Below are 22293 nucleotides of genomic sequence, written 5' to 3' on the forward strand. Positions count from 1 at the left end.
TGCGATGGGGGTCCCCCCGCTCGAGCGAAGTCGAGAGTGGGGGAATCGGCAACCGACGACAACGCCGCAGATCGGCGTGCCAAGCCCCGCGTCTGCGGCATGATCCGCCGGACAGACCCTGGCGTTCCGCCAGCAAGGGTGATCGGCGCAAGAGCGAGGCGGGCGTATGCGGGCTGTGGTGTTCGAGCGGTACGGGGAGCCGGCCGAGGTGCGGGAGGTGGCGGACCCGGAGCCCGCGGAGCACGGGGTCGTGGTGCGGGTCGAGGCGACGGGACTGTGCCGCAGCGACTGGCACGGCTGGCAGGGGCACGACCCGGACATCACGCTGCCGCATGTGCCGGGGCACGAACTCGCCGGTGTCGTCGAGGCGGTGGGCACCCGGGTGACCGGCTGGCGCCCCGGCGATCGCGTGACCGTGCCCTTCGTGTGCGCCTGCGGGAGCTGCCCGTCCTGTGCGGCGGGTGACCAGCAGGTGTGCGAGCGGCAGACCCAGCCGGGCTTCACCCACTGGGGCTCCTTCGCCCAGTACGTGGCGCTGGACCACGCCGACGTGAACCTCGTCGCCGTACCGGAGGAGATGTCCTTCGCGACGGCCGCCTCCCTCGGCTGCCGGTTCGCCACGGCGTTCCGGGCGGTGGTGCAGCAGGGCCGGGTGGCGGCGGGGGAGTGGGTCGCGGTGTACGGCTGTGGGGGCGTCGGCCTGTCCGCGGTGATGATCGCGGCGGCGTCGGGGGCGCGGGTCCTGGCGGTCGACGTGTCGCCCCGGGCCCTGGACCTGGCGCGGAAGTTCGGCGCCACGGAGTGTGTGGACGCGTCCCGCACCGAGGACACGGCGGCGGCCGTCCGCGAGCTGACCGGCGGCGGCGCGCATCTCTCCCTCGACGCCCTCGGCTCGCCCGCCACCTGCGCGGCCTCCGTGAACGGCCTGCGCCGCCGCGGCCGTCACGTCCAGGTCGGCCTGCTGCCGTCACCGACCGGCACGACACCGGTGCCGATGGCCCGCGCGATCGGCCTGGAACTGGAACTCCTCGGCAGCCACGGCATGGCCGCGCACACCTACCCGCCGATGCTGGAACTGGTCCGGGCCGGAGTGCTGCGGCCCGACCTGCTGGTCACGTCCACGATCACGCTGGCCGAGGTGCCGGCGGCGCTGGCCGCGATGGGGACGGCGCCGGGGGCGGGGGTGACGGTCATCGAGCCGTGGAGCTGAGAGCGGCCCACTCATGGTCGAGGATCCCCATGAGCACCTCGTCGACCCACTCCCCGTCCCACAGCCAACCCGATCCGGTGCAGACCGAGCCGCTCGAAGCCGTACCCGACGATGAGCCGGGTCGCCTCGGTGCCGAACTCGCGGTCGCGGCCGCGAGGGGTTGACGAGTTCGCCGGTGGCCCGGTCGGTGACGGCGAGGTCGAGCCGCTCGGGGTGATGGGCGCGGGAGGCGTAGATGGAACGCAGCCTGTCCACGGTGAACTCGGTGGCGGGTCCGAAGGTGAAGCGGATGACCTCGGGGTCCTGGATGATCTCCCAGATCGTGTCCGCGTCGTTCTCGGTGAACGGCCGCAGCACGGTCTTCTCGCCGGTCAGGACAGGATTGACCCAGGTAGGCGAAGCCCTTCGTGCTCAGACCTCTCGTCGGCCCCGGTTTCCCGGGCGGGACGCCACCCAGGCCCGGACCGTGTCCGCGTACCAGTAGGGCTTGCCGCCCTCGACGTGGTCGGGGGGCGGCAGCAGCCCGTGTTTGCGGTACGAGCGCACGGTGTCGGGCTGCACCCGGATGTGCGCCGCGATGTCCTTGTAGGACCAGAGCCTTCGGTCGGTCATGGGGTTGCACCTCCCTGCGAGTACCGCGGCGACGACCGGGGGCGGCCGTCCGGGGGAGCCGGGCACTTCGCTGGCGATCACAAAGCCTGTGCCCGGTGAACGACGGCGAGTCAGGGCTGGGCAGGGCCTGTGGACCGGGTGTGACGCAAGACCGGCGTACACGCGACATGTGTGACAGGAAGGGGGTGTTTGTGACAGAGGTGACGCAAAGGCGTACGCGGGCTCATGGGCGGGGCGCGTTGACATACGGCGGGAAGGGGCCCCGAAGCTCAGAGCAGCCGCACAGCCGCACAGCCGCACAGCCGCGCAGCCGCGCAGCAAGAGGCGGGCCGGACCCGCTGCGTCGGGTCCGGCCCGCCGTTTCCCCGCATCCCCCCCCGGCGCGGCTCCCGGTCGATCGTCCGGGACGCACAGCGTGCCGTCAGTGAGGTCCGGCGGTCTTGGAAAAATCCGCATTTCGTCCGGATGCGAGGACAAGACTCGTCGCCTCGCCCGTCATCCGGTCGATCGCCGGCGCCCCGGACCCGGCAGGCACCTGGACCGGTACCTGCCGGGCCGCCGTGAACTCCCTCGGCGTGCACCCCGTCATCGCCTTGAACTCGCCGCTCAGATGCGCCTGGTCGTAGAACCCGCAGACCGCGGCCGTCTCCGCCTGGCCCCGTCCCGCCGCCAGCAGCCGCCGCGCCCGCTGCAATCGCAGGACCCGTGCCGCCGCCTTCGGACCCAGCCCGATCTGCTCCCGGAAACGGTTCTCCAGGTGCCGTACGCTCCAGCCGACCTCCTCGGCGAGCCGTCGTACCGGCATCGAGCCACCCGTCCGCACCAGCTCCGACCAGGCCCGCACCACCCGGGCCGAACACGGCGTACCGGCCGCCCACCAGCGCGCGAACACGTCGTCGAGCAGCCCGAAACGGTCCTCCCATTTCGGCAACGCGGCCAGGGCGGCGGAGAGTTCGCCGACGCGTCGGTCCAGGGCGTGCGGGAGGTCGTCGGGGTCGACGGTGCGGTCGGCGAGCTCGCACTGCGGGGTGCCGAAGAGGGTGAACGCGGCCCAGGGCGTGAGCAGCACCTCGATGCCGGACAGCCGTCCGGCGTGCTCGCCGACGGCCGGTGTGGTCGTGGGCCCGCAGTAGACCGACACGAGGGTGGCCGTGGGTCGGCCGGCGCGTGAGATACGTACGGGCTGGTCGAAGCCCAGCAGCAGCGTCGCCGCGCCGATGGGCGCCTCCAGCCGGCGCCGGGGCCGGTCCATCGCCAGCCGCACCCCGCGGTAGCTCATCACGCCGGGCCGCAGCCGAGGATGGGGCGGGGCGAGGGCGAACTCCCAGGACCCACCTGGCCCCTGTCCGGACCGGACCAGCACAGCATCCGCCATGCGCAACCGCCCCTCCCAGCACACCGAGGGCACCCATCAAGGGCATCCATGGTGCTACGACCCAGGAAGGGGCGGAAGGCGCCGGCCTCAACGAAACCGGCCTCAACGAAACCGGCCTCGACAAGCCGACCTCAGCGAACCCGACGTACGGCTACGCCCCGCACGACCTCAAAAACGCCCGCGTCCGCTGCGCGATCGGCAGCGGCCGGTCCGGCTCGCACGGGTACATGTCCTGCTCGACGATCGCGAACAGATCGACGTCCAGCTTCTGCGCGGCCTCCAGGACAGGCCCCAGCGCGGGCACCCCGGCGGGCGGCTCGCACATCACACCGCGTGCGACCGCCGGCCCGAACGGCACCTCGTTGGCCCGCACGTCCGCCAGGATCTCCGGGTCGACCTGCTTGAGGTGCAGGTACCCGATCCGCTCGCCGTAGGTCTCGATGAGCTTGACGCTGTCGCCGCCGCAGTACGCGTAGTGCCCGGTGTCCAGGCACAGGGACACCAGCGAGGAGTCGGTGCCGTCCAGGAAGCGGACGACGTTCTCCTCGCTGTCGATGTGGGTGTCGGCGTGCGGGTGGACGACGATCCGCAGCCCGTACTCCTCGCGCACCCGACGCCCCAGCCGCTCGGTCAGCGAGCTGAGATTGCGCCACTGCTCGGGCGTGAGCGTGTCCGGCTCCAGCACCTCGCCGGTCTTGTCGTCCCGCCAGAAGGACGGGATGACCACCAGGTGGGACGCCCCCATCGCCTGCGCCAGGACCGCGTTGTCCGCGACATGCGCCCAGGTCTTCTCCCACACGGCCTCGCCGTGGTGCAGGCCGGTGAAGACCGTGCCGGCCGACACCTTCAGGCCACGCCGCGAGGTCTCCTCGGTGAGGACGGCGGGGTCGGTCGGCAGATAGCCGTACGGGCCCAGCTCGATCCACTCGTAGCCGGACTGCGCGACCTCGTCGAGGAAGCGCTGCCAGGGCACCTGCTGGGGATCGTCCGGGAACCAGACGCCCCAGGAGTCGGGGGCCGATCCGATCCGGATGCGGGACAGTGAGGTCTGAGGTGACAACGACGTCATGGCCGCCAGCGTGCGGATCGCGAGCCGCGGTGTCAAGCCCTGGTCCGAATGTCTGGACAAAGCATTGACAGGACTCACTGTGCGGGGCTAGAAAGCCGTGGAGAGCCGCGATACGAAGGGAACTCGATGGCGTACGACCTGATCACCATGGGGCGGATAGGAGTGGACCTCTATCCGCTGCAGACGGGCGTCCCGCTGCCGCAGGTGACGTCCTTCGGCAAGTTCCTCGGCGGGTCCGCCGCGAACGTCGCGGTCGCCGCCGCCCGCCTGGGACGGGACACGGCGGTGATCACGCGTACCGGCGACGACCCGTTCGGCACCTACCTGCACGCGGAGCTGCGGGGCTTCGGCGTCGACGACCGCTGGGTCACCCCGGTCCCCGGTCTGCAGACCCCGATCACCTTCTGCGAGGTCTTCCCGCCGGACGACTTCCCGCTGTACTTCTACCGCCGCCCCAAGGCGCCCGACCTCGAGATCGACGCCCACGAGCTGGACCTGGACGCCATCCGCGAGGCCCGCATCTTCTGGGTCACCGGCACAGGGCTGAGCGAGGAGCCCAGCCGTACGGCGACCCTGGCGGCCCTCGCCCACCGGGCCAAGGCCGGCACGACGGTCTTCGACCTGGACTGGCGTCCCATGTTCTGGACCGATCCGGACGCGGCCCGCCCCTTCTACGAAGAGGCCCTGCGCCACACCACCGTCGCCGTCGGCAACCTCGACGAGGTGGAGGTGGCGACCGGAGTGCGCGAGCCGCACGCCGCCGCCCGCGCGCTCCTTGACGCCGGTGTCGAACTCGCCGTCGTCAAGCAGGGCCCGAAGGGCGTCCTCGCCGTCAACAGCAAGGGCGAGTCCGCCGAGGTCCCGCCGCTCCCGGTGACCGTCCTCAACGGCCTCGGCGCCGGCGACGCCTTCGGCGGCTCCCTCTGCCACGGCCTGCTGGAGGGCTGGGACCTGGAGAAGATCATGCGGCACGCCAACGCGGCCGGTGCCATCGTCGCCTCCCGCCTGGAGTGCTCGTCCGCGATGCCCACACCGGACGAAGTGACAGCGGCCCTCGCGGCGGGAGCCGTCACGTGAGCGTCGACATCGCGGAGCTCGTCCGCCTCCGCACCCTCCACCCCGAGGCCGTGGCCGAGGCCGCCGCCCGCCGCCCCCGCCGGTCGCTCCTCAACGACCAGGGCCGGCTGATGATCGTCGCCGCCGACCACCCGGCCCGCGGCGCCCTCGGGGTCGGCGACCGCAAGTTCGCCATGGCCAACCGCGTCGACCTGCTCGAACGCCTCTGCCTGGCGCTGAGCCGCCCCGGCGTGGACGGCGTACTCGCCACCGCCGACATCCTGGACGACCTGCTGCTCCTCGGCGCCCTCGACGGCAAGGTCGTCATGGGCTCGATGAACCGCGGCGGCCTCCAGGGCGCCAGCTTCGAGCTCGACGACCGCTTCACCGGCCACCGCCCCGAGGACATCGAGCGGCTCGGCTTCGACGCGGGCAAGCTGCTCCTGCGCATCGACTACGACGACCCGGGCTCCCTCACCACCCTGGAGTCCACGGCCCGCGCCATCGACGACATGGCAGCGCGCCGGCTCCCGGTCTTCGTCGAGCCGTTCATCAGCAGCCGCACCGAGCAGGGCAGGCTCAGCAACGACCTCTCCGCCGAGGCCGTCACCAAGTCGATCGCCATCGCCTCCGGCCTCGGCGGCAGTTCCGCCTACACCTGGCTGAAGGTGCCGGTCACCGCGAACCCCGACGACATGGCCGAGGTCATGGCGACCTCCACGCTGCCCGCCGTGCTGCTCGGCGGCGAGGTCGGGGGCACCGTCGAGGAACAGGCCGGGGCGTACGAGAAGTGGCGGGGCGCCCTGAAACTGCCCACCGTGCGCGGCCTGGTGGTCGGCCGTTCGCTGCTGTACCCGGCGGACGGCGACGTGGCCGCCGCCGTGGACACCGCCGTAGGACTGTTGTGAGGGCCGCATGACGAGCAACGACCTCTACCTCGCGAAGGGCGCCACGACCGGCGCCGAGTACGCCGTCGACATCGACCCCAAGCGGGCCGGCTGGACCCACAGCAGCCTGCGGATCGTCGAACTGGAGGCGGGCGGTACGCACGCCTTCGACGCCGGGGACAGCGAGTGGATCGTCCTCCCGCTGGAAGGCGGATGTACCGTACAAACAGAGGGTAGCGAGTTTCAACTCCTGGGCCGGGAAAGCGTGTTCAGCGGAGTCAGCGACTTCGCGTACGTGCCCCGTGACGCCCGGGCACAGATCGCCTCCGGCGCGGGCGGCCGCTTTGCTTTGGCAGGAGCGAAGTGCGAGCGACGACTCCCCGCCCGCTACGGCCCCGCGCCGGAGGTCCCGCAGGAACAGCGCGGCAGCGGCAACTGCCTGCGCCACGTCCGCAACTTCGCCTCGGCGGACGCCTTCGACTGCGACAAGCTGATCGCCGTCGAGGTGATCACGCCCGGCGGCAACTGGTCCTCGTACCCGCCGCACAAGCACGACGAGCACCGGCCGGGCGAGGAGGCGGAGCTGGAGGAGATCTACTACTTCGAGATCGACGGCCCGAACGGATTCGGCTATCAGCGCGTGTCCCCTTCCCGGGAGGGCGGTTCGGACATCCTCGCGGAGGTCCGCTCCGGCGACGCCGTGCTCGTCCCCGACGGATGGCACGGCCCGTCGATCGCCCAGCCCGGCCACGACATGTACTACCTGAACGTCATGGCGGGCCCGGGTCAGACCCGGGAGTGGCGGATCTGCTTCCACCCGGACCACACGGAGGGTTACCGATGACCTCGACAACGAGGCTGACGGTCGCACAGGCGCTGGTGCGCTTCCTCGCCGCCCAGTACACCGAACGCGACGGCGCACGGCAGCGGCTGATCGGCGCGACCTGGGGCATCTTCGGCCACGGGAACGTCGCCGGGCTCGGCCAGGCGCTCGTGGAGTACGCGGGTGACATGCCGTACCACCAGGGCCGCAACGAGCAGTCCATGGTGCACGCGGCGGTCGGTTACGCGAGGCAGTCGGGCCGGCTGTCCACCCACGCGGTCACGACCTCCATCGGCCCCGGCGCGACCAACCTGGTCACCGGTGCCGCCCTCGCCACGATCAACCACATCCCGGTCCTGCTGCTCCCCGGCGACACCTTCGCCACCCGGGTCGCCGACCCGGTCCTCCAGCAGCTGGAACTGCCGTACGCGGGTGATGTGTCGGTCAACGACTGCCTGCGCCCGGTGTCGAGGTACTTCGACCGCGTCACGCGTCCGGAGGCCCTGATCCCGGCCGCCCTGCAGGCCATGCGGGTGCTCACCGACCCCGTGGAGACGGGCGCGGTCACGCTCGCCCTCCCGCAGGACGTCCAGGCCGAGGCCTACGACTGGCCCGACGAGTTCTTCGCCGAGCGCACCTGGGTCGTACGACGTCCGGGCGCCGACCCGACCGAACTCGCCGAGGCGGTCGACGCGATCAGGACGGCCGAGCGCCCCCTGCTGATCGCGGGCGGCGGCGTGCACCACAGCCGCGCCGAGGAGGCCCTCGCCGAGTTCGCCGCGGCCACCGGCATCCCGGTCGCCTCCACCCAGGCCGGCAAGGGCTCCCTGCGCTACGACCACCCCCAGGACGTCGGCGGCGTCGGCCACACCGGCACCGCGACCGCCGACGAACTCGCCCGCCTGGCCGACCTGGTGATCGGCGTCGGCACCCGCTACACCGACTTCACCACCGCCTCCGGCACCCTCTTCGAACACCCGGGCGTGCGCTTCCTCAACCTCAACATCGCCCCGTACGACGGCCACAAGCTCGCCGGGATGCCGCTCGTCGCGGACGCCCGCAGCGGCCTCCAGGAGCTCACCCAGTCCCTGGGCATGCACGGGCACCGGGTCCCGGACACGTACGTCCGCGAGTACACCGAGGACAAGGAGCGCTGGGAGCAGCGCGTCGACGCCTGCTACGAGGCGGAGGAGCCGGACATACGCCCGACGCAGTCCCAGGTGCTCGGCGCGCTTGACGCCCTGGTCGACGACACGGACGTGATCATCAACGCGGCCGGTTCGCTCCCCGGCGACCTGCACAAGATGTGGCGGGCGCGCTCCCGGGACCAGTACCACCTGGAGTACGGCTACTCCTGCATGGGCTACGAGATCCCGGCCGCGATCGGCGTCAAGATGGCGGCACCCGACCGGCCCGTGTGGGCACTGGTCGGCGACGGCACCTATCTGATGATGCCGACGGAGATCGTGACGGCCGTACAGGAGGGGATCGCCATCAAGATGCTCCTCGTCCAGAACCACGGCTACGCGTCCATCGGCGGCCTGTCCGAGTCGGTGGGCGGCGAACGGTTCGGCACCGCCTACCGCTACCAGTCCGAGGACGGTACGTACACGGGGGCGCCGCTCCCCGTCGACCTCGCCGCCAACGCGGCGAGCCTGGGCATGCGCGTGCTGCGCGCGAAGACCGTACGGGACCTGCGGGCGGCGCTCGCGGAGGCCCGGGCGGCCGACACTCCCACATGTGTCTACGTCGAGACGGAAACGGCAGACACAGTGTCGGGCCCGCCGCCGGCGCAGGCCTGGTGGGATGTACCTGTGGCCGAAACCGCGACCCGACCGTCCGCGGTGAAGGCACGTGAGCTGTACGAACGGCACGTCTCCACCCGACGCCGCCATCTGTGAAGGATTACTGGAGTGACTCAGCCATGACGAAGATCGTCAACCACTGGATCGGCGGCAAGCCCGTCGAAGGCGCGTCGGGTACGTACGGGCCGGTCACCGACCCCGCTACCGGCGCGGTCACCACGAAGGTCGCGTTCGCCTCCGTCGAGGAGGTGGACGCGGCGGTCGCCGCCGCCAAGGACGCCTACGCGACCTGGGGCCAGTCCTCGCTCGCCAAGCGGACGGAGATCCTCTTCCGCTTCCGCGCCCTGCTGGACGCCAACCGCGACGCCATCGCCGAGCTGATCACCGCCGAGCACGGCAAGGTGCACAGCGACGCGCTCGGCGAGGTCGCGCGCGGCCTGGAGATCGTCGACCTCGCCTGCGGCATCAACGTGCAGCTGAAGGGTGAGCTGTCGACGCAGGTCGCGAGCCGGGTGGACGTGTCGTCGATCCGGCAGCCGCTGGGCGTCGTGGCCGGCATCACGCCGTTCAACTTCCCGGCGATGGTGCCGATGTGGATGTTCCCGATGGCCATCGCGTGCGGCAACACGTTCGTGCTGAAGCCGTCCGAGAAGGACCCGTCGGCGTCCCTGAAGATCGCCGAGCTGCTGGCTGAAGCCGGTCTCCCGGACGGCGTCTTCAACGTCGTGCACGGCGACAAGGTGGCCGTGGACCGCCTCCTGGAGCACCCGGACGTCAAGGCGATCTCCTTCGTCGGCTCGACCCCGATCGCCCGCCACATCCACACCACCGCCTCGGCGAACCACAAGCGCGTCCAGGCCCTGGGCGGCGCCAAGAACCACATGCTGGTCCTCCCGGACGCCGACCTGGACGCGGCGGCGGACGCGGCGGTGAGCGCGGCCTACGGCTCGGCCGGCGAGCGCTGCATGGCCATCTCGGCCGTGGTCGCGGTCGGCGCGATCGGCGACGAGCTGGTCGACAAGATCCGCGAGCGCGCCGAGAAGATCAAGATCGGCCCCGGTAACGACCCGACGTCCGAGATGGGCCCGCTGATCACCGCCGTCCACCGCGACAAGGTGGCCTCCTACGTGGAGGGCGCGGCGGCCGAGGGCGCGGAAGTGGTGCTGGACGGCACCGGCCACACCGTTGAGGGCTTCGAGGATGGCCACTGGATCGGCATCTCCCTCCTCGACAAGGTCCCGACCACCGCGAAGGCCTACCAGGACGAGATCTTCGGCCCGGTGCTGTGCGTGCTGCGCGTCGAGACCTACGACGACGGCGTGGCCCTCATCAACAGCTCGCCGTTCGGCAACGGCACCGCGATCTTCACCCGGGACGGCGGCGCCGCCCGCCGCTTCCAGATGGAGATCGAGGCCGGCATGGTCGGCGTGAACGTCCCGATCCCGGTCCCCGTCGGCTACCACAGCTTCGGTGGCTGGAAGGACTCGCTCTTCGGCGACCACCACATCTACGGCAACGACGCCACGCACTTCTACACCCGCGGCAAGGTCGTCACGACGCGCTGGCCGGACCCGGCGGACGCCCCGGCAGGCGTCGACCTGGGCTTCCCGCGCAACCACTGAGAGCGACGCAAGCCCTCGCCAGGCGAAGGCCCACCTACTGGGCGGGACTGTCAGTACTCTGGCTGCGGGGCCGCGCGGTGGCCGCCCCGCACGTCGGACACGGCCGCCGCGCGCCCGCCTGTACGGAGAGCGTGCCGAGGGCCTGCTGAAGTGCCAGTTCCACGGCGGCGGGGACGAACAGCGTGCCGGCGCCGTCGGGCGGGATCAGCCAGCGCAGGCGCCCGGCGGCCAGATGCGGTGCGGGCACGGCGATCCACGCGTCCTTGCCCAGATAGCGAATGTCCGAGCCGATCCAGCGGCCCTTGGGATCCGGAGGCAGGAAGAAGCCGACCCGGCGGGCGGCGGCGTCCGCGAGTACGGGACCGGGCGCCTGGGGAATGCACAGCAGGGTGTCGAGGGTCAGCACGCCCAACTCCTCCGGCACGCTCAGCACATCCCAGAACCGTCCGCATGCCAGCACGGCGATACCGGTCTCTCCTCCCCACTGCCGCTTGCAGGCTCGCGGGTTGGTCGCGGCAGCGGCCAGCCATTCCATGGCGCGCTTCGGGGCTCTCTGCATCGTGTTCCTCCGAGATCCGGTCGGCCCGCTCGGGCGACGTACTTCCCCCTCGCCGCCAGGGTGGTCGGCCCCGACCCACTCATGCTCGTGGGTGTTTTCCTTTCGCGGAAGGGGTGGCGAACCATAGCGAATGCCTCCAGAGTGTTCGCTTCCAGAAAGGGTGTTCCCCTGATGCCGGAGAACTCCTCGAGACCGTGACCGCACCCCGGACCGCCCGGCGGGCGACCCGGAAGAGCCCGGGTCAATGGCGTGGTGCGCGATTCACCTCCCCACCCAACCAGCTGACGCGTTACCCCCGCTAAGAGTTCCTCCCTTTGCTTCCGCGATTAGTGGGCGGCGACACGAAGGTGCCCAACTCGGCAGGCAAGAACCATCGGGGTCGGCGTTTCCGGGCCCTGAATCCGAACTTCCTGCCCGCGGCCCTGATCCCCGCCGGCACACTCGATCCGATCAAGGCCCGCAACCTCCGGCATCTCCCGCTCGTGCAGCGCGTCGAGCACCACGGAGTTCGCAGAACGCCTCGCGCGTATGCACTGACGAGTCTGTTGATAAGACGGACTGACGGTGAGTCTCCACAGTCCCGCACAGGTTTACTTGGACGATGGCGAGGCATCGCGATGCCGCCGGGCGGCCTTGCGGGGCGGCCGGGTCAGCGTGACCTGGCGCACCAGTTGCTGGAAGCAGGTCAGTGCAGCGATCGCCGGGAGTGCCGCGGCGGCGATGTCGGGAAGGGTCTTCGGTGCCTGGATGATGCACAGCGCCATGGCCACGGCCGAGAAGAACATCACGATGCACCACGAGTGTGCGGCGCGGCGCCGGTGCAGAGCGGCCCGCAGGATCGAGAGGGAGGAGACCATCCACGGCCCGTAGACCAGCAGCGGCCACCAGCGGTCCGCGAAGGAGTGGGCGGGGATCTCGCTCGCCACCGCACGCAACGGGTCATAGGCGACGATGCCGCTGAACACACTGACCATGGCCACGATGGCGCTGGTCACCGAGGCGACCAGGAAACTGACGGTCTGCACCTTCGACAGCAGCATCCTGGGCGTGCGGACTCGCCGGTGCGCCGGGGGACGCGGGCGCATGGCCGCCCCGTTGGGAGTGAGCACCGTCTCCCGCTCCGGCAGGAAGCCGTCGTCGTACAGGGGAGCCTCGGCAAACTGCTCCTCGGCGGCCTGGGCCTGCAGGAGATAGGCCAGTTCCTCGGCGGGGTCCCAGTTCCCCGTAACGTGCCGGCTGTCCTGGGTCCACGCCTCGCTGGCGGCCACCGTATGGGCGGTGTGACGGGTCGAGTTCACCCACGCGTCGTACAGGTTCTCGCCGACGTGGCCGTTGCGGGAGGCGCACGGAGACTGTCCTTCATGCATGGCTGTTCCGCCGGGGCCGCGTCTCGGATGCGGCAGAGCACTCGGCGGTGTTCGACAGATGGGTGAAGTCGCCCTGGATCCGGCTCATCGCCGCCAGGAAGTCGTTCAGCAGCGCCGAGGTGTACCTGAGCTCCACACGCTCACTGCCGCGCTGGAGAACCGCGCACGCCTCTGGAACGGAGGGCACCGGGGCCGGTGTGAATGCCCACTCCCCGAGCCGTGACGCGGGGGTCTTGCCACCGCGTGAATACCCGTCCGCGAGTGCCGTGTGGAGTTGCGCTTTTGTCATACACCCCACAACGAATTCATTTGTGACCCAGGTGCGAGGCATCCGGGTGAAATGCGGCGCGCTCGGATCAATTCGTACCGTCGTTGCTGGAATTCTGTTTTCATCGTGCGATCACCGGCGGTTGCGGTATGACCATGCGGTGATGAGTTGGGATTTCACAGGAAAATAGGGCGGATACGAGCCGTGCGTCGTCGTACCACCACTGCGGTACGAGACAGCGGTCCCGTACGCCCCTGGGAGGGGGGGCGGTTCAGCCCGGAGGCTGCATCGGCTGTCGGCGGCGGCACGTATCGTTGACGCATGGATCTTCGACTTCCCGGTCCGCGGAGGCCACGTCGGTTGGCCGCCGCCGCGGCCGCCGTGGTCGTGCTCGCCGGTGCCGGCACATGGAGGGCCGTCGCCTCCGACGACGCGCCCCCGGTGCACCGCACCGACCGGGTCATGGCCGTGGCTGACGGGGTACGCCTCGACACCTCGTACATCACGGCCGGCGAGGGCGGCCGCCGCCCCGCCGTCCTGCTAGGGCACGGCTTCGGCGGCAGCAAGGCCGACGTCCAGCAGCAGGCCGAGGACCTGGCCAGAGACGGATACGCGGTGCTGACCTGGTCGGCGCGGGGATTCGGGAAGTCCACGGGGAAGATCGGGCTGAACGACCCCAACGGTGAGGTCGCCGACGTGTCGAAGCTGATCGACTGGCTGGCGAAACAGCCCGAGGTGCAGCTCGACAAGGCCGGCGACCCGCGCGTGGGCGCGGCCGGCGCCTCGTACGGCGGCGCGATCTCCCTGCTGGCCGCCGGTCACGACGACCGGATAGACGCCATCGCCCCGGCGATCACGTACTGGAACCTCGCCGACGCCCTCTTCCCGAACGGCGTGTTCAAGAAGCTGTGGGCGGGCATCTTCGTCAACTCGGGCGGCGGCTGCGGGAAGTTCGAGCCGCAGCTGTGCGCGATGTACCAGCGGGTCGCCGAGTCCGGCACCCCCGACGCGCAGGCGGAGAAGCTGCTCGAGGAGCGCTCGCCGTCCGCCGTCGCCGACCGCATCAAGGTGCCCACCCTGCTGATGCAGGGTCAGACCGACTCGCTGTTCCCGCTCGGCCAGGCCGACGCGGCGGCGAAGGCGATCCACGCCAACGGCGCCCCCGTCGACGTCGACTGGATCGCGGGCGGTCACGACGGCGGCGACATGGAAACCGGCCGTGTCCGGGCCCGGGTCGCCTCCTGGTTCGACCGGTATCTGACGGACGACAAGGGCGCCGAAACCGGCCCCGCGTTCCGCGTCACCCGCACCCTCGGCACCGGCACGGGCGACGGCGAGACCCGGCTGAGCGGGGTGAACAGGGACACGTACCCCGGCCTGGAGAGCGACGAGCGCTCGATCGCCCTCGCCGGGCGCGAGCAGTCCTTCGACAACCCGGCCGGCTCCAACCCGCCCGCCGTCTCGGCCCTGCCCGGCATCGGCGGCTCCGGCGGCCTCGCCCAGCTGTCCTCGCTCGGCATCGGCGTCTCCCTCGACTTCCCGGGCCAGTACGCCGCCTTCGAGTCGGCGCCCCTCAAGGACGACCTCCAGATCACCGGCTCGCCGACGGCCACCGTCCACGTCAAGTCGACGAGCGACAACGCCGTCCTCTTCGCCAAGGTGTACGACGTCGGGCCCGGCGGCGGTCAGCAGGTGCTGCCCTCCCAGCTGGTCGAGCCGATCCGGGTCGAGGACGCGAAGGCCGGCAAGGACGTCACGATCACCCTCCCTGCGATCGACTACGACGTGGCGGACGGCCACCGGCTGCGCCTGGTCCTCGCCTCCACCGACCTCGGCTACGCCTCCCCGACGACCCCAGCGACGTACACGGTCTCCCTGAAGGGCGACCTGAAAGTGCCCGCGCCCCTCAGTGACACCAACGCGGCGGCGCCGCTGCCCGCCTGGGTGTGGTGGCTGCCGCTCCTCGGCGCGGTGACCGCCCTGGCCCTGCTCCTGACGGCCCGGCGCCGCACGGCGACCCCCGCGCCCGAACCCGGTCTGGCCGAAGTCCCCCTGCAAATAACGGACCTGAGTAAGCGGTACGCGAAGTCCGCCGACCGGTACGCGGTCCGGGACCTGTCCTTCCGCGTGGAGAAGGGCCAGGTCCTCGGCCTCCTCGGGCCGAACGGCGCGGGCAAGACGACGACCCTGCGCGTGCTGATGGGCCTGATCAAGCCGGACGGCGGTGAGATCCGCGTCTTCGGCCACGCGATCGCGCCGGGCTCCCCGGTGCTCTCCCGCGTCGGAGCCTTCGTCGAGGGCGCGGGCTTCCTCCCACACCTGTCCGGCCGGGAGAACCTGGAGTTGTACTGGCGGGCCACCGGCCGCCCGCCGGAGGACGCCCACCTGGACGAGGCCTTGGAGATCGCCGGCCTCGGCGGCGCGCTGGAGCGCGCGGTGCGCACCTATTCCCAGGGCATGCGCCAGCGGCTCGCCATCGCGCAGGCCATGCTCGGCATGCCGGACCTGTTGATTCTCGACGAGCCGACGAACGGCCTCGACCCGCCGCAGATCCGCGAGATGCGCAAGGTCATGATCCGCTACGCAGCGGCCGGCCGCACGGTGATCGTCTCCAGTCATCTGCTGTCCGAGGTGGAACAGTCCTGCACCCACCTGGTGGTCATGGACCACGGGCAGCTCGTCCAGGCGGGCCCGGTCAGCGAGATCGTCGGCTCGGGCGACACGCTGCTGGTGGGCACGTCCGCGCCGGTGGATGAGCCGGTCGTCGAGAAGGTCGCTGCCCTCGCGGGCGTGGCCTCGGCGGTCCGTACCGACGGCGGGATGCTGGTCCGGCTCGACGCCGAGGGGAGCGCCGCCCGCATGGTCGCAGAACTCGTCCGGCTGGACGTACCCGTGGAGTCGGTGGGCCCGCACCGCCGCCTTGAAGATGCCTTCCTCACCCTGATCGGAGACTCCGCATGAGCGGCACTCTGATCGACGCCGAGGTCGCCGACGGCTACCGCGCGGGCCACACGCTGCCCGTGAGGGTCGAGCTGGTCCGGCAGTTGAAGCGGCGCCGCACGCTCGTCATGGGCGGCATCCTGTGCGCCCTGCCGTTCGTCCTGCTCATCGCCTTCCAGGTGGGCGGCGGACCGGGCGGCGGACCGGGCGGCGGCAACGACCGGGTGAACCTGATGGACACGGCCACCCTGTCCGGCGCGAACTTCGCCGCGGTGAACCTTTTCGCGTCCGCCGGCTTCCTCCTCGTCGTCCCCGTGGCCCTGTTCTGCGGGGACACGGTCGCCTCGGAAGCCAGCTGGTCCTCCCTGCGCTACCTGCTGGCCGCCCCCGTGCCGCGGGCCCGGCTGCTGTGGTCCAAGCTCGTCGTCGGACTTGGTCTCAGCCTGGCCGCGATGGTGATCCTGCCGCTCGTCGCGCTCGCCGTCGGCTCGGTCGCGTACGGCTGGGGCCCGCTGGAACTCCCCACCGGCGGCTCGCTGGCCGCCGGCACGGCCGCCCAGCGCCTGGTGATCACGGTGGCGTACATCTTCGTGTCCCAACTGGTCACCGCCGCCCTGGCGTTCTGGCTGTCCACCAAGACGGACGCCCCGCTGGGCGCGGTCGGCGGCGCGGTCGGCCTGACCATCGTCGGCAACGTGCTCGACCAGGTGACGGCCCTCGGCGACTGGCGCGACTTCCTGCCCGCGCACTGGCAGTACGCCTGGCTCGACGCCGTCCGGCCGCAACTGGAGTGGTCGGACATGATCCAGGGCACGTCCCTGTCGATAACGTACGCCCTGGTGCTGTTCGCGCTGGCCTTCCGGGGTTTCTCCCGCAAGGACGTGGTGTCGTAGGTCAACGGAGGATCACCCACCGGTCTCGACGGCCGCCTTCCGTGCCCTCTTCGAGACCCATCCGCAACGCTCCATGGCGCACGTTCCGGCCCCCTGGCCCGTCACAGTCACAGACGTCGACGGCAACAGGCCGTCGAGTCAACAGGCCAAGGGGGCACGGACGATGGAGCTACACCGAGTACGACGGCTGCGCGCGGCACTGCTCGCCCTCACCGCGGCGGGCGGCCTGCTGCTCACCGGGTGCGGCGCGAGCGACACCGGGGACCAGAGCAGTGCGGACCGGGCGGACGGGGCGACCGGCTTCGCCGCCCCGGACCCCGACCGGGGCACCGGCGGCCCCTATCAGCCGGACGACGAGTCCCGCGACGTCGCTCCGTCCCCGGACCACCTCTCCACGTTCGCCCTCGACGTCGACACCGCCTCCTACGGCTACGCCCGCCGCACCCTCGCCGACGGACAACGCCCGGACCCCTCGACCATTCGCCCCGAGGAGTTCGTCAACAGCTTCCGCCAGGACTACGAGCGCCCCGACGGCAACGGCTTCACGGTGACCGTCGACGGCGCCCGCACCGACGTGGAGGACTGGTCCCTGGTCCGTGTGGGTCTCGCCACCCGCCCGGCGGCCGAGCAGCACGGCGAACGTCCCCCGGCTGCCCTCACCTTCGTCCTCGACATCTCCGGCTCCATGTCCGAACCGGGCCGCCTGGACCTCGCCCAGGAATCCCTGGGTGTGATGACGGACCGCCTCCGCGACGACGACTCGGTCGCCCTTGTGACCTTCAGCGACGAGGCCGAGACGGTCCTGCCGATGACCCGGCTCGGCGGCAACCGCGACGAGATCCACAACGCCGTCGACAGCCTGAAGCCGACCTTCTCCACCAACCTCGGCGCCGGCGTCGAGACCGGCTACGCCACCGCCGTCGAGGGCCTGCGCGAGGGCGCCACCAACCGGGTCGTCCTCGTCTCCGACGCCCTCGCCAACGACGGCGACACCGACCCCGACACCATCCTGGAACGCATCGACGGCGCCCGCCGCGAGCACGGCATCACCCTCTTCGGCGTCGGCGTCGGCAGTGACTACGGCGACGCCCTGATGGAACGCCTCGCCGACAAGGGCGACGGCCACACGACGTACGTCTCCGACCCCGAGGACGCCCGCGAGGTCTTCTGCGAGCAACTCCCGCTCCACATCGACCTCACCGCCCGCGACGCCAAGGCCCAGGTCGCCTTCGACCCGGAGACGGTCACCGAGTTCCGCCTCATCGGCTACGACAACCGCCGCGTCGCCGACGACGACTTCCGTGACGACCGCGTGGACGGTGGCGAGGTCGGCCCCGGCCACACCGTGACCGCCCTCTACGCCGTCCGCACCAAGCCCGGCGCCGAGGGCCACCTCGCCACGGCCACGGTGCGCTGGCAGGACCCGGAGACGCGGGGCCCGCACGAGGAGTCCGGCCAGTTGGAGGCCGGCGCCCTGGACGACAACCTGTGGAACACGAACCCGCGCCTCCAAGTCACCGCCGTGGCCGCCTACTTCGCCGACGCCCTACGCCGGGGCCACGACCAGTGGAACCTGCTGCCCGGGGCCCCGGAGCTCGGCGAACTGGCCGAACGGGCCGAGGAGTTGGCGGACACGACCGAGGACCGGGCGGTACGGCAACTCGCGGAGACGATCGGCCAGGCGAACCAGCTCGCCGGATAGGCGGCCTACGGGACCCACGGACCCACGGGCGCACGGGCCCGCGGCGCACGCACGGGTCGTCGATCCGCTTGTCGGTGCCGTACCTGGCGGCGGCCACCTTGTCGGCGAGCAGCTCGGTGAGCGGGGGCGAGCCCAGGGGCGACGGCCGCCGCTCGAACGGGAGTGGTGGCGACCGCCGGGGCGGCGCCGGCGAAGGTGACGGCCGCCGTGGCACACACGGCGACGAGGACGGAGCGAAGGCGTTGGGCGCGCACTGGATCTTCTTCCGTGGGGGAGGCGTACAGCAGCGCACCGACGCCGCTCCAGGGAACCGACCCCGGGCCCCGCCGCGAAGGCTTGGACTCACCTGCCGCACAACTCCCGTTCGGCCACCACCGGATCGTTCGGGAAACGGAACGCCGTGCGCTCCCAAGCCCCGGCGGCATTCCGCAGGAACCGCCCCGGAGTGAGCGGATCCCGTGTCGCGGCACGCAGTTCGGCGAGCGTCCCGCAGCGCAGGGCGCGCCGGGCGGTGTCGATCCGCGCCGGATCCACGCCGGGCGGCGGATCGGACGGAAGCCCGCGTTCCGCGGCCAGCCAGGCGGTCGGCAGCCACTTGTCGTGCGCCACCCGTCCACCCTCGATCCGCTCCGAGTGCGCGGCCAGCGGATAGGCGAGCCCGATCGGGTCGACCGCGGCCCCGTCCAGGGGCACGGTTGCCCCGTTCATCCCGAGCACCACATAACTGGCAGTCACACCGGGTGAGTCGGCGGCCGTCCGAGCGCGCGCGCCCAACAGCAGCGTCGGCTCCCCGGACCGTACGGCCTCCTGTACGTGGCTCAAGTACCGCCGGTGGTGCGGCGCGCCGGAGAAGTCGTGGTGCACCGGATGCGGGTCCGCGTTGTGCCGTACGTACACCCCGCGCTCGTCGGCGATCCCGGTCGGCCCGATACGCCCCTCGTACGGCACCCGCAGCCACCCCGCGCACACCACCGCCCACACCACCGCCCACACCCCGACACCGACGGCCGCCCACACGCCCACCCGTGACACCGGCACCACGAACACGGGCAGCGCCAGCAGCAGCAACCCCGGCAGCAGCATCCGCCCGTGCATGAAGTCGCCGCCGACCTTCACGACGTACAGCCAGCACAGCGTCCCGGCGGCGACGGGCGCGAGCCCCGGCACGAGCGAGCCGACCACCGCCCTGCGGAGCCCACGGCCACCGAGGATCACCGCCGCGATCACGCACACCACGGGCACCCACAGCAGATAGGGGAGCGCCAGATCCGCGACATAGCCCAGGCCCCGCCCCCACAGGCTTCGCGAGGCCTCCTTCGTCACGGCGGGCAGCGGCACCAGATGCCCGTAGTAGCCGGCCCGGAACACCTCGTACGCGCCCGGGAGCGCACCGGCCGCTCCCGCCCCCCCGCGAGCGCTCCTCGCCACGAGGGCCGCACGACCAGCCACTGCGCGCCCAGGAAGACGACGGAGACCATCCCCAAGTCGGGCCGCACCAGCGGACCGAGACCGATGAGGACCGAGGTCGCCAGGAACCGGGGCCGGGCGACCAACGCCAGCCACGCCCCCGCGATCCAGCAGGTCAGCAGTCCGGTCTCCAGGCCCGAGGTGGCGAAGTCCCACACCGGCGGCAGCCCCAGCAGCAGGAGCGAGCCCAGCGGTACGGCCGCCCGCCCGCCGTACAGCCGCAGCACCCCGAGCCCCGCGAGCGCGAACCCGGCGCCGGTCAGCACCAGCCCCCCCATACACCGCGGCCGACGCCGGATCGGCCCCCACCGCCCCGGCCGCCACCAGCAGCCACTGCCACAGCGTCCCCGTCGAGGACTCCACCCGCTCGCCCACGTTGAAGACGGGCCCGTTGCCCGCCAGCACCTGCCGCACGGTCCGTACGTAGATGAAGGCGTCGTCGGACATCCACCGCCGCCGGAACCCGGCGCACGCCACGGCCACCGCGGGCAGCAGCCACACCGCGGCCCTCAGCGCCCGGACCCCCGACCTTGACACAGCCAGGAGGCCGCACCACCGGATCGCGCCGGACTCGTCGAATTTTTTCTACGCATCAGTAAGTTGACTCCGGAGTAAGGAGGAGTACCGCACAGGACAACACGTCAGCTGCACCAGCCGCGACCGGGAGCCGTCATGGGCGTACGGAAGGATCTGAAACGGGCAAAGCAGCGCACCGACCTCGCGGCCCGCACCGGGTCGAGATCGTCAAGGACGACAACGGCGTGGTCCGCGAGGCCCTGCTCCGCGGCCCTCGCGCCCCGCGCGACGACCGGCAGCACCGCCGACATGCCCTTCACCAACGCGGCCGAGGCCCCCGACGCTGTTGTTCTGCGCCGCGCCGCGCCGCGTCAGGCACGGCACCTGGCAGCCGGTCACCGCGGCCGCCTTCACCCGCGAAGTCACCGCCGTGGCCAAGGGGTTGATCGCCGTCGGCCTCGAACCGGGCGGCCGGGTCGCGGTGATGTCCCGCACCCGCTACGAGTGGACGGTCCTGGACTTCGCGAGCTGGGCGGTCGGCGGCCAGGTCGTGCCGTTCTACGCGACCTCGTCGGCCGATCAGGTGGAGTGGATCGTCCGCGACTCGGGCGCACGCTTCGTCGTGACGGAGACTGCTGAGAACACCGCAACCGTGACGACAGGCACGGCAGGCCACGAAGAGGCCCCGTGCATCGGGGCGTTGGACGCACAGGCACCCGACGACCTGACCGCCCTCGGCCGGTACGTCCCCGACGAGGAGGTCACCAAGCCCCGTACGTCCCTCACCCCGGACACGATCGCGACGATCTGCTACACCTCCGGCACCACCGGCAGGCCCAAGGGCTGCGTCGTCACCCACGCCAACCTGCACGCCGAGACCGCCAACATGGTCGAACTGCTCCACCCCATCTTCAAAGAGGTCACCGGCCAGGTCGCCTCGACGCTCCTTTTCCTCCCACTCGCCCACATCCTGGGCCGCACCGTCCAGATCGCCTGCCTGATGGCACGTATCGAGATCGGCCACTGCCCGAGCATCAAGCCCGACGAACTCCGCCCTGCCCTCAAAGCGTTCCGTCATACCTTCCTGGTCGGGGTCCCGTACCTCTTCGAGAAGATCCACGACACCGGCCGCGCGACCGCCGAGAAGATCGGCCGCGGCGCCTCCTTTTACCGCGCCGACCGCATCGGCGTCCGCTTCGGCGAGGCGCACTTGAACAAGGCTCCACGACGGCACTCTCTACGATCCCCAACCCGCCCCCACGGGTTGACGAACCCACAGGGGCATCCCCCTGAAGGTCAAACGGCACGCTGCGCTGGCGGCGGTGTACGACGACGAGATCGAGGCGCTGTACCGACGCTGACGTCCATGGCGGTCCCGGCAGGCCGTGCGCCGTTCGGTTTCTCTGCGACAGGGGCCGGCCATGCCGCCCCCGTGTTGCGGGCTTGGTGTACCCATGATCACATCTCCCCGAAAAGCGCAAAAGGGACATCTAAGCGCTGTGATCGGGGGTCGACCGCCGCCGGCGGTGTACCCAAGTGACACCTGGGAGGACCAATGCCTCACCGCATGCTCCGTTCGGCGGCCACCGTGCTGCTGGCTTCGGCGCCACTCTTTGCGGCCGCGCCGGCGCAGGCCGCGCCGCAGCAGGCCTTGCCCTGCGCCGTCGGCCTTCAGAAGATCAGCAACGCCCTGACCAGTGTGGTCACTCTCTCGGTCTATTGCGATCAGGTGCGGACTCTCGGCGTGAGAATCACCGCGGGCGACACCGAGCTCGCGAGCCAGCAGCTGACCGTCCAGGCCAATATCCAGCAGAGCCTCACCGTCGTAGTCCCCAGGGTTCCGAAGGTCTGCGCCACGCTGCAGACCGACGGTGAGGTCGGCCAGCTCTGCACTCCTGGCGGTGATTGACCGCGGCCTGCCGGAACGGTCGCCAAGTGCCGCGCGGTGCGGCCCGGTCGCTCCGACGTCAAAACGTATGGAAGCAAACCAATGGCACCCAATCGGGTGTGTCGGGAATGCGGCGGTAAGTGAGGTGCATGTTATCGTCTGTGACGAGTCGGACACGATCCGTAAGGAGGGTCGTGTGCGTGAGGAAAACGGAGACAGCATGCACAAGCTCAA

At 71.1% G+C, this 22293-nt stretch carries 18 protein-coding genes and 2 pseudogenes; 11 read left to right on the forward strand and 9 right to left on the reverse strand.

Annotation, left to right across the window (positions count from 1 at the left end):
• Window positions 1–166: 166 nt before the first annotated feature.
• A complete protein-coding gene (locus AC5P09_RS39465; RefSeq protein WP_493878520.1) occupies window positions 167–1210 on the forward strand; it encodes a zinc-dependent alcohol dehydrogenase family protein in 1044 nt (347 codons plus the stop codon).
• Here the strand turns inward: AC5P09_RS39465 and AC5P09_RS39470 are convergent.
• From AC5P09_RS39470 to AC5P09_RS39485, 4 genes and pseudogenes are all read right to left on the reverse strand, one after another.
• Window positions 1191–1585 (reverse strand): annotated as a pseudogene (locus AC5P09_RS39470) (GNAT family N-acetyltransferase). The gene AC5P09_RS39465 and the pseudogene AC5P09_RS39470 sit on opposite strands and share 20 nt — an antisense overlap.
• 36 nt (window positions 1586–1621) lie before the next feature.
• Window positions 1622–1822 (reverse strand): helix-turn-helix transcriptional regulator, encoded by a 201-nt coding sequence (locus tag AC5P09_RS39475; RefSeq protein WP_493878521.1) that lies wholly within the window; start codon window positions 1820–1822, stop codon window positions 1622–1624.
• Window positions 1823–2243: 421 nt separating this feature from the next.
• Window positions 2244–3197, reverse strand: coding sequence for a helix-turn-helix domain-containing protein (locus tag AC5P09_RS39480; RefSeq protein WP_493878522.1), 954 nt, complete (start codon window positions 3195–3197; stop codon window positions 2244–2246).
• A 151-nt stretch (window positions 3198–3348) separates the two neighbouring features.
• A complete protein-coding gene (locus tag AC5P09_RS39485) occupies window positions 3349–4266 on the reverse strand; it encodes a sugar phosphate isomerase/epimerase family protein (protein WP_493878523.1) in 918 nt (305 codons plus the stop codon).
• Between the two features lie 126 nt (window positions 4267–4392).
• Here AC5P09_RS39485 and iolC point away from each other — a divergent pair, with 126 nt between their 5' ends.
• Genes iolC through mmsA form a run of 5 tightly spaced genes read left to right on the forward strand, consistent with a single transcriptional unit; the run spans window position 4393 to window position 10459 of the window.
• Window positions 4393–5343 (forward strand): 5-dehydro-2-deoxygluconokinase, encoded by a 951-nt coding sequence (iolC, locus tag AC5P09_RS39490; protein WP_493878524.1) that lies wholly within the window; start codon window positions 4393–4395, stop codon window positions 5341–5343.
• Window positions 5340–6230 (forward strand): Cgl0159 family (beta/alpha)8-fold protein, encoded by an 891-nt coding sequence (locus AC5P09_RS39495; protein WP_493878525.1) that lies wholly within the window; start codon window positions 5340–5342, stop codon window positions 6228–6230. The genes iolC and AC5P09_RS39495 overlap by 4 nt, the downstream gene beginning before the upstream one ends.
• Before the next feature lie 7 nt (window positions 6231–6237).
• Window positions 6238–7053, forward strand: a complete 816-nt coding sequence (gene iolB, locus AC5P09_RS39500) for a 5-deoxy-glucuronate isomerase (protein WP_493878526.1) — start codon at window positions 6238–6240, stop codon at window positions 7051–7053.
• A complete protein-coding gene (gene iolD / locus AC5P09_RS39505; RefSeq protein ID WP_493878527.1) occupies window positions 7050–8933 on the forward strand; it encodes a 3D-(3,5/4)-trihydroxycyclohexane-1,2-dione acylhydrolase (decyclizing) in 1884 nt (627 codons plus the stop codon). Before iolB ends, iolD begins: the two co-directional genes overlap by 4 nt.
• A 23-nt stretch (window positions 8934–8956) precedes the next feature.
• Window positions 8957–10459, forward strand: coding sequence for a CoA-acylating methylmalonate-semialdehyde dehydrogenase (gene mmsA / locus AC5P09_RS39510; RefSeq protein WP_493878528.1), 1503 nt, complete (start codon window positions 8957–8959; stop codon window positions 10457–10459).
• 34 nt (window positions 10460–10493) lie between these two features.
• Here mmsA and AC5P09_RS39515 read toward each other — a convergent pair whose 3' ends face one another.
• From AC5P09_RS39515 to AC5P09_RS39525, 3 genes are all read right to left on the reverse strand, one after another.
• The gene (locus AC5P09_RS39515; protein ID WP_493878529.1) at window positions 10494–11018 is read right to left on the reverse strand and encodes a hypothetical protein; all 525 of its coding nucleotides are present in this window, start codon (window positions 11016–11018) and stop codon (window positions 10494–10496) included.
• Window positions 11019–11608: 590 nt separating this feature from the next.
• Window positions 11609–12385 carry a DUF2637 domain-containing protein gene (locus tag AC5P09_RS39520; RefSeq protein WP_493878530.1) on the reverse strand — a complete coding sequence of 259 codons (777 nt, stop codon included), beginning with the start codon at window positions 12383–12385 and terminating at the stop codon, window positions 11609–11611.
• Window positions 12378–12572 (reverse strand): hypothetical protein, encoded by a 195-nt coding sequence (locus AC5P09_RS39525; RefSeq protein WP_493878531.1) that lies wholly within the window; start codon window positions 12570–12572, stop codon window positions 12378–12380. The genes AC5P09_RS39520 and AC5P09_RS39525 overlap by 8 nt, the downstream gene beginning before the upstream one ends.
• 402 nt (window positions 12573–12974) lie before the next feature.
• Here AC5P09_RS39525 and AC5P09_RS39530 point away from each other — a divergent pair, with 402 nt between their 5' ends.
• The 3 genes from AC5P09_RS39530 to AC5P09_RS39540 all read left to right on the forward strand — a co-directional run bounded on the left by AC5P09_RS39530 (window position 12975) and on the right by AC5P09_RS39540 (window position 18188).
• The gene (locus tag AC5P09_RS39530; RefSeq protein ID WP_493878532.1) at window positions 12975–15614 is read left to right on the forward strand and encodes a CocE/NonD family hydrolase; all 2640 of its coding nucleotides are present in this window, start codon (window positions 12975–12977) and stop codon (window positions 15612–15614) included.
• Entirely contained in the window at window positions 15611–16486 is an 876-nt protein-coding gene (locus AC5P09_RS39535; RefSeq protein WP_493878533.1) for an ABC transporter permease, read from the forward strand. Before AC5P09_RS39530 ends, AC5P09_RS39535 begins: the two co-directional genes overlap by 4 nt.
• Before the next feature lie 163 nt (window positions 16487–16649).
• Entirely contained in the window at window positions 16650–18188 is a 1539-nt protein-coding gene (locus tag AC5P09_RS39540; protein WP_493878534.1) for a vWA domain-containing protein, read from the forward strand.
• Window positions 18189–18530: 342 nt separating this feature from the next.
• On the opposite strand, the gene AC5P09_RS39545 is transcribed toward AC5P09_RS39540, so the two are convergent.
• Together AC5P09_RS39545 and AC5P09_RS39550 are read right to left on the reverse strand one after the other, a co-directional pair.
• Entirely contained in the window at window positions 18531–19556 is a 1026-nt protein-coding gene (locus AC5P09_RS39545) for an arabinofuranosyltransferase AftB family protein (RefSeq protein ID WP_493878535.1), read from the reverse strand.
• Entirely contained in the window at window positions 19508–19921 is a 414-nt protein-coding gene (locus AC5P09_RS39550) for a hypothetical protein (RefSeq protein WP_493878536.1), read from the reverse strand. Before AC5P09_RS39550 ends, AC5P09_RS39545 begins: the two co-directional genes overlap by 49 nt.
• Before the next feature lie 406 nt (window positions 19922–20327).
• Between AC5P09_RS39550 and AC5P09_RS39555 the strand changes: the two are divergent.
• Window positions 20328–21390, forward strand: a pseudogene (locus AC5P09_RS39555) (AMP-binding protein); the annotation flags it as partial.
• Between the two features lie 348 nt (window positions 21391–21738).
• A complete protein-coding gene (locus AC5P09_RS39560; protein ID WP_493878537.1) occupies window positions 21739–22080 on the forward strand; it encodes a hypothetical protein in 342 nt (113 codons plus the stop codon).
• Window positions 22081–22293: the final 213 nt, after the last annotated feature.

The organism is Streptomyces sp. a15 (genome assembly GCF_059026085.1).